Annotated in this window: 14 protein-coding genes; 2 read left to right on the top strand and 12 right to left on the bottom strand. The window is 31.4% G+C overall.

Translation table 11 applies throughout. The features are described 5' to 3' along the window. Positions 1–5 precede the first annotated feature (5 nt). Positions 6–5,495 carry a fibronectin type III domain-containing protein gene (locus EQG68_RS11865; protein ID WP_129465104.1) on the top strand — a complete coding sequence of 1,830 codons (5,490 nt, stop codon included), beginning with the start codon at positions 6–8 and terminating at the stop codon, positions 5,493–5,495. A 157-nt stretch (positions 5,496–5,652) separates the two neighbouring features. Continuing rightward, on the top strand, positions 5,653–6,330 hold the full coding sequence (locus EQG68_RS11860) for an MBL fold metallo-hydrolase (protein WP_129465103.1): 678 nt from the start codon (positions 5,653–5,655) through the stop codon (positions 6,328–6,330). Between the two features lie 240 nt (positions 6,331–6,570). On the opposite strand, the gene EQG68_RS11855 is transcribed toward EQG68_RS11860, so the two are convergent. From EQG68_RS11855 to EQG68_RS11795, 12 genes are all read right to left on the bottom strand, one after another. Further along, positions 6,571–7,842, bottom strand: coding sequence for a PA3715 family protein (locus tag EQG68_RS11855; RefSeq protein WP_129465102.1), 1,272 nt, complete (start codon positions 7,840–7,842; stop codon positions 6,571–6,573). Continuing rightward, positions 7,842–8,330 carry a hypothetical protein gene (locus EQG68_RS11850; protein WP_129465101.1) on the bottom strand — a complete coding sequence of 163 codons (489 nt, stop codon included), beginning with the start codon at positions 8,328–8,330 and terminating at the stop codon, positions 7,842–7,844. Before EQG68_RS11850 ends, EQG68_RS11855 begins: the two co-directional genes overlap by 1 nt. Next, positions 8,327–8,917, bottom strand: coding sequence for a hypothetical protein (locus tag EQG68_RS11845; protein ID WP_129465100.1), 591 nt, complete (start codon positions 8,915–8,917; stop codon positions 8,327–8,329). Before EQG68_RS11845 ends, EQG68_RS11850 begins: the two co-directional genes overlap by 4 nt. A gap of 11 nt (positions 8,918–8,928) precedes the next feature. Beyond that, positions 8,929–9,543 carry a hypothetical protein gene (locus EQG68_RS11840; protein WP_246011742.1) on the bottom strand — a complete coding sequence of 205 codons (615 nt, stop codon included), beginning with the start codon at positions 9,541–9,543 and terminating at the stop codon, positions 8,929–8,931. Positions 9,544–9,588: 45 nt separating this feature from the next. Then, positions 9,589–10,032 (bottom strand): DinB family protein, encoded by a 444-nt coding sequence (locus tag EQG68_RS11835; protein ID WP_129465098.1) that lies wholly within the window; start codon positions 10,030–10,032, stop codon positions 9,589–9,591. A gap of 4 nt (positions 10,033–10,036) precedes the next feature. Further along, positions 10,037–10,558 (bottom strand): GNAT family N-acetyltransferase, encoded by a 522-nt coding sequence (locus EQG68_RS11830; protein WP_129465097.1) that lies wholly within the window; start codon positions 10,556–10,558, stop codon positions 10,037–10,039. 20 nt (positions 10,559–10,578) lie between these two features. Further along, positions 10,579–10,905, bottom strand: coding sequence for an antibiotic biosynthesis monooxygenase family protein (locus EQG68_RS11825; RefSeq protein WP_129465096.1), 327 nt, complete (start codon positions 10,903–10,905; stop codon positions 10,579–10,581). A 13-nt stretch (positions 10,906–10,918) separates the two neighbouring features. After that, positions 10,919–11,563, bottom strand: coding sequence for a hypothetical protein (locus EQG68_RS11820; protein WP_129465095.1), 645 nt, complete (start codon positions 11,561–11,563; stop codon positions 10,919–10,921). A gap of 110 nt (positions 11,564–11,673) precedes the next feature. Further along, positions 11,674–12,618 carry a VOC family protein gene (locus EQG68_RS15265; protein WP_246011741.1) on the bottom strand — a complete coding sequence of 315 codons (945 nt, stop codon included), beginning with the start codon at positions 12,616–12,618 and terminating at the stop codon, positions 11,674–11,676. 102 nt (positions 12,619–12,720) lie between these two features. Further along, positions 12,721–13,635 carry a carbon-nitrogen hydrolase family protein gene (locus EQG68_RS11805; RefSeq protein ID WP_129465094.1) on the bottom strand — a complete coding sequence of 305 codons (915 nt, stop codon included), beginning with the start codon at positions 13,633–13,635 and terminating at the stop codon, positions 12,721–12,723. A 44-nt stretch (positions 13,636–13,679) separates the two neighbouring features. Then, positions 13,680–14,531 carry a GNAT family N-acetyltransferase gene (locus EQG68_RS11800; protein ID WP_129465093.1) on the bottom strand — a complete coding sequence of 284 codons (852 nt, stop codon included), beginning with the start codon at positions 14,529–14,531 and terminating at the stop codon, positions 13,680–13,682. A gap of 251 nt (positions 14,532–14,782) precedes the next feature. Beyond that, complete coding sequence (locus tag EQG68_RS11795; RefSeq protein ID WP_129465092.1) at positions 14,783–15,322, bottom strand: GNAT family N-acetyltransferase; 540 nt, start codon at positions 15,320–15,322, stop codon at positions 14,783–14,785. Positions 15,323–15,331: the final 9 nt, after the last annotated feature.

Genomic DNA, 15,331 nt, shown 5'->3' with positions numbered 1-15,331 from the left:
AAAATATGATATATAACTACTTCTTTAAACTCATGCAACAATATTCTTTATCAAGGAATTTTAGTTGCCTTTTCTTATTTTTGTTATTTGGATTTTCTATTTCAAGTAGTGCACAGTGTGATCAACCTAGCAATTTCAGAATTACAACTCGAACACCTGATGTTATAACAATAGAATGGGATCCTCCTGCAAATTCGTCAAATGTTGATGGATATGATTACCGTATTTCAAATGTTCAGCAAGTAAATCAATCTTGGCCTGAATTTACTAGTACTCCAAGTGTTACTTTTTTTGGACTTCCGGAAGGTGATGTTTATTATCTAGATGTTAGAACAAGTTGTTTTAACAGTTCAAGTTCCTCAGACGGACCTTATGTCTTTGTTACATTATCACCCGGTGAAGGATGTCAAACGGCTACTTACGGATTATACCCAACAGAAGTATTTACTCCCACGTTTTCGAGTACTCCGGATGTAATTGCAACCGATTCCTATGCCGGTCATTATTCTAAAGTTAATACCATGTTTGATAGAGAATATGTTTTTAACAGCTCTGTTTCAACAGATTATATCACTATAACTAGTGACGACGGCAGAGTCATTTTAGCTCATGGACCCGCACCGCTTACTTGGAATTCAGGGAATTATAACGATGTAATAAACTACTATATTGCTGCCAGCGATGATTGTGAAATAGAAGATATTGGGAGAATAAAAACTATAAAAGGACAAGTTGTTTCCGGCTGTAACAATCCATTTACAGAAGTATATCCTACCAGTATTCAAAGTACGAGTGCAGTTCTAAATTGGAATGCTTCCGTTAGTAATGTACAATATTTTATTAGTACCGATAGTACGACTCCTACTGTAAATCAAATTCCTACCGGTAATAATAATGATATTAATAGTGATACCAATCTATTTCAGATAAGAACTACCGGATTACTACCAAATACAACCTATCATTTTTGGATAAGAAGAGTTTGTGATAATGCTAATAGTTTGTGGGGTGAATGGGTTTCCGGCGGAAGTTTTACAACACAAGCAGCGGAGTATATTGGATGTTTTCTTAATAATGATTTTGGACTAGGTCAAGATTTAAATAGTACATATATTCCCGGTTGTTTTGGGAATCAAGAAATTATTTCAACTACCTGTTATGCCGGACAACATAATGTTGTTCAAATTCAGAAAAATAAAATATATACTTTTTATAGCTCTGTTGTTACCGATCATATTTCACTATTCAGTCCTGATGGTAGGTTAATTGCATCCGGTACAACACCGTTAGTTTGGTCTTCGGGAGACAACAGTGGAAATTGTAAATTTTCTATTAAAACGAGTATAAGTTGTGGTATAGAATTAGTGAATAGAACTCAATCTATAAAGTGCCAAGATGCAAACCTTTCTTGTGATGCACCCAATGCTTTTCAAATAAATTCAATAACCAATACAGAAGCAAACTTAAGTTTTGTTGGAGCAAATCACATCCCAAGTAATGGTTATCAGTATTATTTATCCACTTCCAATACGCAACCTGTTTCTAATACTTTAGCAACGGGTACTACTTTAACCACAAACCTATTTTTAACCGACTTAAATGCCAATACCACTTATTACATTTGGGTGCGTTCAGATTGTGGTTCTTCAAAAAGCAGTTGGGTTTTTGGGAATAGCTTCAGTACTGTTGGTGCCTCCCCGGCAGGTTGTACCAGTTCTGTAAATGGATTTTTACCTGCCACAAATTATACTCCAGGTTGTTTTGGGAACACTGAAACCATTTTAACCAATGCCAAATCAAGCCAATATTCCAATGTAACCTTAACGGCAAATACTCGTTATACGTTTGCATCCAATTTTACAAGTACTAGTTATACCCCAAGTGATTATATTACCATTACCAATTCTGATGCTACTCAAGTGTATGCAGTTGGAACAACGCCATTAGTTTGGGATTCAGGTTCAAATTCCGGCATAATGCGATTTTATATTCATACAAACTTTGCTTGTGGAATAGATACTAAAAACCGAATTAAAACTATTTCCTGTACGCCAACACCAAATTGTAATGTGCCTACTTCACTTTTAGCTTCTTCAATTACCTCTACAAATGCCACTATATCATGGACAGCACCGAATCCTATTCCAAATAATGGCTATCAATATTATTTAAGTACTACAAACTCGGCTCCCATAGGGTCTACTACACCAACCGGCGTAGCAAGTGGAACTTCCGTAACGTTAAATGGTTTAACTCCCAACACTCTTTATTTTGTTTGGGTTCGTTCTTCATGTGGTGCTACCCAAAGTAGTTGGTCTAATAGTGCAAATTTTACAACAACTAATTCCATTCCTACCGGATGTACCACAGCACTCTATGGCCTTTTTCCGAATACAAATTTCACACCTATTTGCTCTGGAACAGCTGAAATAATTGCTTCCAATGCCTATGCCGGTGAATATAGTAACATCAATATAATTGCTAACAAACAATATACTTTTACCAGTTCTATTCCTACCGATTTTATTACAATAACTAATGAGAATGCTAGTGTTATCTATGCTAGTGGTACAACTCCATTGGTATGGAATTCTCAAGCAAATGCAGGTATAATACGGTATTTTATACATACTAACTCAGCTTGTGGGAATTCAGAAACGCTTAGAACAAAATCGATCCAATGCCAAGATGGAAATACCACTTGTACTCCTCCTTCCAATCTTACGGTATCTAATGTGCTTTCGACTGAAGCACTTTTAAATTGGGCGGCAGCATCTCCTGCACCATCTGTTGGCTATGATATTTATTTAAGTACTACAAATTCCATAACTCCTACCACAATTCCAACGGGTACTGTTTCGGGTTTGAACGGTCAATTGACTAATTTAAATACGGCTACTACTTATTATTTTTGGGTTCGTTCCAATTGTGGTTCTGATGTCAGTGAATGGATAGCTGGACCAAGTTTTGCAACAACAAATTCATCAGGATCAGGATGTGTAGCAGCTCCTTATGGGCTTTATCCATCTTTTGATTTTACTTTGGTATGTCTTGGAACAAATGAAACCATTGTTACTGATGCTTATGCCGGTGAATACAGTAATGTCAATGTTATACCTGATAAAATATATACCTTTTCCAGTTCTGTAGCTACTGATTATATTACAATAACCAACGAGGATGCTAGTATCATTTATGCTAGTGGTACAACGCCTTTAGTGTGGAATTCTGAGACAACAACAGGTGTCATACGATATTATCTGCATACCAATTCCACTTGTGGTGCTTCAAACATTGAAAGGATAAAATATATAAAATGTCAGTTTGCCATACCTCCTTGTAATTCACCCTCCAATCTAGTGGTTTCTAATATACTTCCAACAGAAGCATTTTTAAGTTGGGCAGCTGCCTCTCCAGCCCCCTCTGTAGGCTATGATGTTTATTTAAGTACAACAAATTCAATCACTCCTGCAACTCTTCCAATTGGTACTGTTTCAGGCTTAAGTGGTCAATTGACCAATTTAAATACGGCTACTACTTATTATTTCTGGGTTCGTTCCAATTGTGGTGGTACTAATGTTAGTGAATGGGTAGCAGGTCCAAGTTTTACCACCACCACTCCAACAGGATCAGGATGTATATCAGCTCCATACGGACTTTATCCAACAGCAACCTTTACACCGGCATGCACCGGAACAAATGAAACAATTGTTGTGGATGCTTATGGAGGAGAATACAGTAATGTTAACATAGTTTCCAATAAAGAATATACCTTTACCAGTTCAGTAACAACCGATTATATCACTATAACCAATTCAGATGCCAGTATTATTTATGCTAGTGGCACAACACCGTTAATCTGGAATTCCGAAGCAAATACAGGTGTAATTCGGTATTATTTTCATACGAATTCCGCCTGCGGTAGTGCGGACATTGATAGGATAAAATCTATCCAATGTCAAAATGAATCTACCCCATGTAATCCACCCGCGAATCTGACGGTTTCTAACCTACTTTCAAACGGAGCACTTTTAAATTGGACAGCGGCATCTCCTGCACCATCAGGTGGTTATGATTTCTATTTCAGTACAACAAATTCAATCACCCCAGCTACTAATCCAACAGGGACTGTTACGGGGTTGACTAGTCAATTGACCAATTTAAATTCGGCTACAACTTATTATTTCTGGGTTCGTTCCAATTGTGGTGGTTCTGATGTTAGTGAATGGATAGCCGGACCAAGTTTTACAACAACTCCATCAGAATCAGGATGTATAACCGCTCTTTATGGACTTTATCCCTTAGCAACTTTTACACCTGCATGTACCGGAACAAATGAAACAATCGTTATAAATGCTTATGCCGGTGAATACAGTAATGTGAATATTATTGCCAATATACAATATACCTTTACCAGTTCAGTAGCAACCGATTTTATCACGATAACCAATGCCGATGCCAGTATCATTTATGCGAGTGGAACAACACCGTTAATCTGGAACTCTGAGACTAATGCCGGAGTAATACGGTATTATTTTCATACTAATTCTGCTTGTGGTACTTCAACCACAAATAGGACAAAATCGATTCAATGTCAAGATGTTGTGACTCCTTGTAATCCTCCATCAAATTTAACGGTTTCTAACGTTCTTTCTACGTCGGCACTTTTACAGTGGACAGCTGCATCTTCAGTTCCATCCGGTGGGTATGAAATCTATTTTAGTACTATAAATTCAATATCTCCTGCTACCACTCCATCACTCTATTTTGTTACTTTAAGTGGTCAATTGAGCAATTTGAATCCATCTACTACTTATTACATTTGGATTCGTTCGAATTGTGATGATTCTGGTTTTAGCGATTGGATAGCAGGACCAAGTTTTACAACAACAACTCCATCAGGATCAGGCTGTTTGGTGGCTCCTTATGGACTTTATCCGCCAACTGCTTTTATACCTTCATGTACAGAAACAAATGAAACAATTGCTACGGATGCTTATGCCGGTGAATACAGTAATATTAGTATTATTCCTAATAGAGTTTATACTTTTGAAAGTTCTGTTACTACTGATTTTATCACCATAACCAATGCAGATGCCAGTATCATCTATACAAGTGGTAATGCACCGTTGGTTTGGAATTCCGAGACCAATTCCGGGACTATGCGGTATTATTTCCATACTGATTCAGATTGTGGTGTGTCAAATTCAAACAGAACAAAAATTATAAAGTGTTCTGCAACATTAAGTAATTCTAATTTTGAAAAATCTCTTGCCAGCGTTTATCCAAATCCAACAAAAGATCTCGTAAATGTAGTAGGGGAGAACTCTTTTGATAAAATACTTATATTAAATAGCTTAGGTCAAAAAATCAAGGAAATAAATTCTGATTTGAATCATGTTCAAATAGATTTGAGTACCTATTCCAGTGGAATTTATTTTATAAAAGTATATCAAGAAAGTAATAGTCAAACGTATAAGATTATAAAAGAATAATTTGTAATTATTCCAAGATAGTATATACAGATATGTTCATAATTTTCTGCTTCTGTAATTCCGAATTCCTGTCTAGTTAAAGACAGGTTTTCGGTTTTTAAAAAATGTATGCAGTAATATTTCTAAACAAGACAACGAACAAACAAAAACAACAAATATGACAAATTTTTATAGACAATTATTAATTTTGATTTCACTATTCGGAATTTCAAATTTTAGTAACAGCCAATCAAACGAAATAAAGATTAAATTTATTGGAAATTGCGGACTTTATCTGACTGACGGAATATCGAATTTATATATTGATTTTCCATATAAATCTGGTGCTTTTGGTTATATGAAATATGACCAAACAGAAATTGACAGCATAAAGGAAAACTCTATTTTTCTCTTTACACACAGACATGCAGACCACTATTCAAAAAAAATTCTAAAGCAAATAAAAAGCAAACATCAAGGAAAAGTTTTTGGTAATTGGAATATTAAAAAAATTGATAAAATAAATAACTTGATAGAAGACTTCAAAATCGAAAGCTTTAAAACAAAACATCGATTTACTTTCAAACATTATTCTTATCTAATTACTTGGCACGGAAAAAGAATATTTTTATCGGGCGACACAGAAAGTGCAGATTTAATTTCAACAGTCAAAAACATAAATTGGGCTTTTGTTCCCTATTGGATAATGTTGGACGCTAAAGAAAAAAAGTTAAAAATTGACACTGAAAAATTTGGAATATATCATTTATATCCGGACCAAAAATTCACAAATTCAGCACCAGAACAAATTGTCCCCTTAATTAAACAAGGAGAAGTTATAACTATTAAATATTAACCAATACTTCAGCCGCCATTAAGGCTTTGCCAAAAGCAGTGCAGAAATGCAAGTCCCCATTTTGGAATTCTGTTAAACATTATCGTAAATTTGAGCATTAGTATTTCAAAAACTCCACCTTGGGCAAGCCCAAAACCGATATGGTATAATAGTACTTCAATTCTTTTTTACTTTTTTTCTACTTTCGGTTTATATCAATTAATAAAAACAACTTTCAAGTTAAATTTTATCCATTTAAAATTAATTATAGAGTTGGCCATCAAATCTTAAGATAGAAGATGAATTTGAAATAGTATCTTTTTCATCGCATTCATCATTTTGATTCAGAAAAGCAATGGACTTTGCAAGTTTGTGTTTAACTAAAATATCTACATAACCGTTTGTTTTTTTTTTAGAAATAACAAGTGTTTTACTTTCATTGAAAAATTCACCTTCACAATTCCCATTCCATTCACCGGTATTTTTTTCTATGTTGAAGTTATGCAGAATCTTTTTTAAGGTATTATTTTCTTTTATAAATAAGGAAAGAGTTTGGTTATAGTAAGGATTAACTCTTGAGCTGCCAAAATACGAAACTCTAATTCCGAATGCTCTAGTTGACTCGTTAACAAAATAAGGAGCAGTATCAATTTTTATTTCATCTAAACGAATAGCATCAGATACCCAACCATTTGTTTTATGACTTTCAAAATATTGGTGTGTAATGGTTTTGGACTTTAAATTTACAATGGCAATATGTGAATTTAATCTAAAAAATTCTTCTTCTTTGCTTCCTTCCATAATTTCGGGAATTACTACAATAGCTTCCTTTGGATTATTTGGTTGCAATTTAAACGCTTCTAAATCTTTAATTCGTTTGGGATTTTCTATATTTAGCTCTTTGGCAACAAAATCTAAAATGGATTCTTTCTCAGAAATTTCTTTTAATTTTCCATCAGGTAATATTTTAATAATTCGTTGCATTTCTTCACTATCATCAGCATCTTTAACAAAAAAATTAGATGTAATTAAAATTTCATTTTGGTTAATAGTTGATTTGGTTGTTGAGTATTCATATTCACCATCAGAAAAAATGGCTACTAGAATAGAATCAATAATTTTACCATCAAAATCATAGTTGATTAACAAATGTTCTTGATCTATTTCCCCAATTTTAATTTTTAGAATTGCTGTATAAAAATCGTTTGAAAGATTTAATCGATAGCCTGATATTAATTGATAATTATAATTTTTATTAAACCAAAGTTCATAAATAGAAGGAAGACTGAAAGCAACTGGATTTATTCCAGTTAGTATTTTTTCATTCTTAGAAATGATTGCTTGTATTGGAACACTTTTTAACGGTAATTTATGAAATGCTTCTTCAAAAGTTGCATAGCCACTCGTTACTTCTACTAGAGATTCTAGTGCATTTTCATTTACTAGAGATTCTTCATTTTCATTTTTAGTATTTTCTTTACATGAAAATAATAGTGTGATTGATAGTGTAATAAAAAATAAAAATGTTTTCATTAGTTGTTCACTTTAATCCAATTAGTATTGAGTTCAAAATTTTTGTTTTTAGATTTTACAGTCATAAACCATTTATTATGATGTAATACTTCTACTGTACGCTTGTTATATCCTAAAGCTCCCATGTCTTGCATTTGGAATTCAACTTTAAGATTTTGATTTTCTTTATTTATAAATAGTATTTTATTGGTTTTCCAAACACGTGAAGAAAACACAATTTTTGTTGGACCAATAATTAATATAAAAACAAAAACCAAAAAAGGAAATAGTAAACTTTTTATTTTAGGTTTTAGTTGTTTATAAAACAATCCATTGACAATCAAAACAACAGGTGTGCTTACCAAAATTCCAAAATAGACTACTGATTTTAATTCTTGCTTCGTAATATCTACATTGGTAAAACTATCGATACAAAAAAGAAGGAATAGTAAAAAAAATATTCCATTTAGGATTGATATGAAAAGATTATATTGGCTTTCATTTTTCATTTTTTTATTTGAATTTTTACAGAATCGGTATTTACGTGCTTTCCTTCATAAAAATAATTGATCTCGCCGAAAATCTCATTTGTCTTATTTTCAGGTAATTGATAATAAAATTCAACCAATCTATACTCTGGATACATTCCTAATTCTTCTGAGACAAATCCACCTAAATCTTCTTCATTATCGATAAAATAACTTGTACCTGCTTCACCAAGAAAACCTAATGTTCTTCCACCATTTTCATAAAAGTAAATACAATCTGTTTCATTTGAGTAGGAAAGTTTATTTTTTTGTTTATGTTGCGTTCTAAGATGTTCTTTAATTTTTTCTAATATTGCTTTTTTTACCAGTAAACTGTCTTTTTCAGGGTTTTCAACAATGTATAAATTAGAATAAACTTTGGATTGAATAAATTCCATTCTCGTAAAATAGACTTTTTTTATTGCTATTACTAATCCCAAGGCAAAAAGCAAAGTGAATGCCCATTTTACTCTTATTTTATCTTTTAATGTCCATTTTACCAGCTTGTAAATCGCAAAAAGTAAAGCGAACAAAAGAAGTAAAAGCAACAAAAGAAGTAGTATTAGCAAGGGGTTAAATTTTAATAATTATACATATCTAAATCATCAAAATTCTTAATTTCTGATAGATTAAGTAATTTGTCTATTTTAATTTTACTCCAAGTTTCTTTGAAAACCTCATCGTTTCCTTCAGCATCTTCATTAATATTTTCTCTAACAAGCTTCTTTTTGGTTAAAAAATTAATGCTTGTTTGACCATTAATTATAGCTCCACCATTTGTTTCATCGTAGCCAATTAATTTGAATTTTGAATCTTGATATCTAAAGGTATAGCTCCAAAAACCATAACGACCGTGACTATAATGAATAATTAAGTTTCCTTTTTTAACATCAAAAGAAAGTTCCGGAGCATAATAAACGCCACCATCTTCATTTTCTGAAGAAAAACAACTTAAATTTTCTGTAATTTTTTGATAGTCGCTTTCGTTTTTAAATAAAATGATTATTCCTCTTCGATTGCGATCTACAACTTCATCAAAACGATTAATTTCAAAGTTGTCTTTACTTGTTCCTTTTATGATAAGAATACAATCTTCTTGGTTGTCGTTATTTAAATCACCAAAGACTTTTTCGTATAAAACATAGCCTTTTGGGATAAAATCTTCAACATTAGTGCTTTGTGCTTGACAATTCAATTTTACTGAGAAAATAAATAATATTAATAAGTAATCCCTCATTTTCTATTCTACTATTTGCTTAGTATGATGTTCAAAATGAATTACATAATCTTCAATTAAGAATTTGAAATTTATAATTTCTCCACTTGATAATATGATTTCATTCTTAAGTGTTAAATGATCTTGAAACTTTATTAATTCAATTATTCTCTTGTTTAAAGCACATAATAAATCAAGAATATCATTTGTAGATGAATTTTGATAACTATTTGCTTTTACTAATTCATCTTGATTGTAATTTTGTAATCGATATGATTGTTCTTTAAATTGGATTTCTGTAAACCGTTGAATATTATAAATCCCAGAATCTACTAAATGCCCCAAAATTTCTTTTTTTGACCATTTTTCAGTGTTTGGTTTGTTTGAAATTTCGGCTTCAGATGTTTCAGAAACATACTTTTGTAGTTGGGTAATTAATTCCTCCAATTTTTTTATTGTTGTTACCATTCAATTATATTTTATAAACCCCAAATACATTCACATTCATTCCTAAATGTTCGGTTTTAAAAAGTATTTCCATTTTATTTTTCCTAGCAACTTTTTCAGAATCAAAATTATCAACATCAATTATTGAAATAAAACGTTCAGTATCAATATTTTTAAATCCAAAATTTTTCATTGCAATTGCATGTTCAGTTGCATAACCTTTACCCCAATATTTTGGAAATAACGAATACGCAATTTCAAATTCTTTATTTTCTTTAAAATCTCTTGGAATTATTCCTCCTAAACCAATTAATTCTTTTGTTTCCTTAAGTATAATTGCTAAATGACCTAATCCATTATCTTCATATCTGTCAAACTGCATTTCTATCCATTCTTTTGCTAAAGAATTTGGCTTTTTAGTTACATCAACTCCTAAAAATTTTATTCTATCATTATTTTCAAAGAAAGTTGACCATAGAGGAATATCATCTTTTGTAAGCTTTCTATATTGTAACCTTTCTGTTTCTATCGCATAATAACTTTCCATATAGTTTCTTAATTTTTATATTATTCACTTTCCTTAACAAACTCATAATCTATTTCAACTAAAGCAATTCTAGTTTTGTAGGATTGATACCATTTTTCTCGGCCTTGTATTTGTGCAAAAGAATGTTCGGTATTTTCTTTCCATTTTTTAATCGATTCTAAATCTTTCCAATAGGATACGGTAATTCCTATGTCGTTTCTGGCACTTTCTATTCCAAGGAATCCTTCTTGTTGACTCGCCAATTCAACCATTTGCTCTGCCATTTCTGAGTAGTCTTCATTATTTTCTGTATTTACTGAACTGAAAATTACCGCATAATAAGGCGGTTTTGGTGTAGTTGCTATCATGCTTATTTATCCATTATAATTCTTGCTTCAATATCCATTTTCTTGTTGGCTCAATCCATTCCTTTATTGGTTTGTAGAGAAATTCATGACCTAAATGGGTTTTTAATTCTATTTGCTCAAATTTATTAGTATAATTCTCTTTGTTTTTCCAATAATTATAATTTTTCCCAGCAATACTGTCTGATAAATCATAAATACATAACACTTGACCGTGAAATTTCCAATCATTATTCTGCTCTTGGTACCCATTGTTTCCGGCAAGTAAAACATAATTTACAGGATTCAGATTTTTGTTAGAAATATGACTAGCGATGATTGCTCCTTTGGAAGCCCCAATTATGGTAATATCTGTTGGTTGAACTCCTGTTGTAATCAAACTATCTATTTCTTTGGAAACCTTATTTGCATAGTCGTTATAAACAACATTTTCAGTTCTAACCTCTGCAATTACAACATGATTGGGTGCACTTAATGCCATAACTATACTGTCAAATTCATATTTACCATATTCTTCACTGATTGCATTTTTCCCTTGAATTTCAATTATTCTGCCGTGTAAATAATAAATGTACTTTTTGTTGTTTTGTACATTAATACCACATGCCATAATGAGTGAAATAAGTAATCCTAAAAAAAAGATGTATTTTTTTATTTTCATAATGAATTTAGTTGGGCTTGGTGAAGGTTATTTTTTTAAGTAAAACCACATTTGAAATAAAACACTTCGTATTTGTATCGAGCATTTTTTGAAAACACCAAAACCATATTTTAAAAAGTTTTGACGTGCAAATCTGATTGTTCTAGTTTCTTAATACATTGTTCTCTTATTTCCCATATCTCCTCAAATTTTAATTTCATTTCATTTTTAATAATCCAATTTTGTAGGTAATTTTTATGATAATCTACTTTGAAGGTACTCACTTGTTCTGGTTCGATTTCAATTTCTTCTATAATGTCAGGAATTAAATTTTCAATGTCAGCATGAGCATTCGTAATGTCAATTCGTTGGTTATTTAACTTTAAATAACAATGTGCCTCCGGAATATAGTCTAATCCACATTTTAAAATGGTATCTTCAATTTTTGGGGTATTCAAATTGTTCATTCTATACATTCCTATAATTAGTTTTACATTGTCAAAATGATTCAAATCAGCAACTTTTTTTAAGAATGAGTGCTTAGAACTACAAGTTCCTTTATTTTCTTTCATAACAAGAGAAAAGTCTTGTCGGTTTTCATTTCTTCCATAAGGTAATTTTTGAGTAAAGTCGATTAATTCGCTCCAGTTGTTAATTCCTTTGTTTAAAATTAATGTCGTTAACTTGTCCCTAGAATTGAACATAAGTTGTTTCATAGAAAAAACAACTTTAAAATTGTCAGGATCTGAAATCAAAATACCATTTTCTGCCCAATAAGGATTCTTAGGATTTTCAAGTAGTATATTTTTTTGGTTAATTACTTTTTTAATTCGTTTGAATTCAGCTTCTGAGTTCAAATAAAAAACAAGCATATCCTTTTCATCAAACTTACTATTTGGTTTATTCATAGAAGTAGTAAATTCTAAATGCCAATTTTCGTTAGGATAACCCAGAAAAAGTCCGTCATAACGATTGTGATTTTCAAAACCACCCAATTTTTCAAGCCCTACGATTTCTGTATAAAATTTTTCAATTCTATTTAAGTCTGTTGTATGTCTTGCGTACCTAAATGTCATGTTTTGTTTTTTTACTATTTTACTTGCTAAAGTGAAATTTGCCTTATGCCGGATTAGAAGTGCTTCATTATCCTATTACAAACTTTTATCAACTTAAGATTTTTAAATCTCATTTTTATTTTTTGACCTACTATCCTCTACTAAATTTCCACTATGGTATATTCCATTCATAGCTCTATTTCTCCAAAACTTTGTTGCATCATAGTATTTTTTGTCAGTGTCAATTTCAGTGATGAGAATCCCGTCTTTATTTTTATCAAGTTTTCCGACCACAATTCCATCAGGTCTTACAGTCATACTTGCCCAGCAACTTTCTTTCGCTGATGTATTACTACAACTTATCCACAAGTAATTATTGGCTGCATAAGAAATCATTGTTGAAGGCATGGTAATTTCAGGTATCGTTTTTCCGAAATTGAACTCAAAATTTTCTTTACCAACGGCTGCTTCCATATCGGCTTTTCTTGTTGGATTCATATTTCCGGCATGATAGGAGTGAAACATAATTTCTACATTCATTTTCTTATATTCCCTATATAATTCAGGGTATCTAAATTCATGACATATTAAAACCCCACACTTAATTCCATCAATTTCAAAGGTTGAAAAATGATCACCAGGAGAAAAGTGCAATAAGTCATCCGTATTTTCTTCCTCTGTTCCTGCACAGAACATTTTGTCATATCTATCAACTATGGATCCTGAATTGTCAATAATGTATAAACTATTGTGTGGTTTATGATTTTCAAGCATATGAGCAGAGCCAAGAAGAACCCAAATGTTACTTTTTTTTGCTTCTTGAAGGATTTCTAGTGTTGAATCAACCAATTCTTTCCAGTCAAATTCTGTGAAAGATTCAAAATCGACACCAGCATATCCTGATAAACTCCCTTCTGGAAAATGAATCAATTGTGCTCCATATTCTTTTGCTTCTTTTATCTGTTTCAAGATTTTTGATTTGTTCTTAACTATATCCGAACTTACAGAAAATTGGCTTGTAGCGATTTTTAGTTTCATATCTTTTTTTTAGGGAGTTAATGATTTCATGAGGATTATTGTATTTATAATTCACGCTCCATTTCATATTGACTGCTATAAAAGCTTAATCCCCTATTTTCCAGAAATTGTTTCATATTATCAGTTCTTTTGTCAATATTTATAATAGAGATTTCTTCTTTTTCAATTTCAAAAATTGAATTTAATAAAAGATTTCCCAGACCAATATTTCTGTGGTATTTATCTATAGCTAATTGATGTATCCTTTTCATTTTAGGATTATAAATTACATAACCCACCAAGACCTTGTCTTTTACAATTCCCAATTTTAGAATTTGATTTTTAAGATTATTCATAGTTGTGATGGAATTTTGCCATGTTATAGGATAATCCCAAAATGTTTGTACTAATTTCCAATTCAAATCATTGATTTTAATAATCTCATAACTATTGTCATTTAACTTTGGTGTTTTAAATATTAATTTTCCTTTATAGCAATATAGTTCTCTTCTTACTTTATGACCATGATTTTGATATATTTTTATCGCAGGTATATTTTCTGTCAAAACTTCTAACACCATTTGTTCTACTTGATTTTTCCTCAATATTGGTAAAATAAAATCGTACATTTTAGAAGTAAGATTATTACCTCTATAATTTGGTAGCACACCCGTTCCGCCATTGTAGATTACTTTTTTTTCAGCTGAGCTATCAAGAAAATGTAAAATAAAAGCAATTAAACTATTGTTTTCAAAAACACCTACAGATAAATCCAATCTACCACCTTCACTTAAAAACTTGTTCTTGATTTGTTCTTTATTTATTTGAATAGGAAATAAATAATCAGAAAATGCAGAATTAAATGTTTCTGCAATTTCATCAAATGATACTTTTTCTAATGTTTCAATTTTTTTCATTGAGCCATTTACAATTTATTTTATTTCCAATTATTCCTGCTTTTTGTTTCAGAGTCGTGAGCTAGTCGGAGTTTCACTTTTAAAAGTTGTCCAGTCGAAATTTGTAATTTTATGTTTTTTTGCTTATCTTGTTTTATTATTTTTCAGTTTGTCTGTTTTGGAGCTAGCCTATTTTTATACCCTATTCAACTAAACATTTTTACCCAATCAATGCAATATGAGCTATTCAGGATTCTAATTCTCATAGGTGGTCATTCAATTTTTATCTTTGCATAAATATCTAAACTTATAAATTTTCCATTCTTCATTTCGCAGTCTGTCATTGTGCCTTCGTGTCGGAAATCAAGTTTAGCCATTGCATTTTTACAATTTTTATTTTCTGTTTCAACAATGCCCTCAATTCTGTGAAGGCCAAGTTTTTCAAAACCATAGTTACATATTAATGGCATTGCTTCTTGCATAATTCCTAGTCCCCAATAATTGGGTAATAACCAAAAACCGATTTCTGCTTTTTTATGTTCTTTACTCAAGTTGTTTAGTCCGCCGGCACCATAAAAAGTCTGGTTATCTAATGAACAAACAGCAAACCAAATTCCTGTTTCCTCTTTTTCCAAGCCGGCAAACCAATCCATTTGCTCTTTTGTTGCCTCTAAGGACTGAAAGTTGACTCCATAATATTTTATGACGTCAGGATGCGATAGTCCTTTGAAAATGTTTTCTATGTCATTTTCAACTATGTGACGAAGTAAAATTCTTTCGGTTTTTATGGTCTGTCTTTCCACTGTTGTCATTTAATTTTG

The organism is Flavobacterium piscinae, from assembly GCF_004122145.1.
Taxonomy (GTDB): domain Bacteria; phylum Bacteroidota; class Bacteroidia; order Flavobacteriales; family Flavobacteriaceae; genus Flavobacterium; species Flavobacterium piscinae.
Note: the sequence above shows the minus strand (reverse complement) of the source record. Positions and strands in the feature narration are given on the sequence as shown.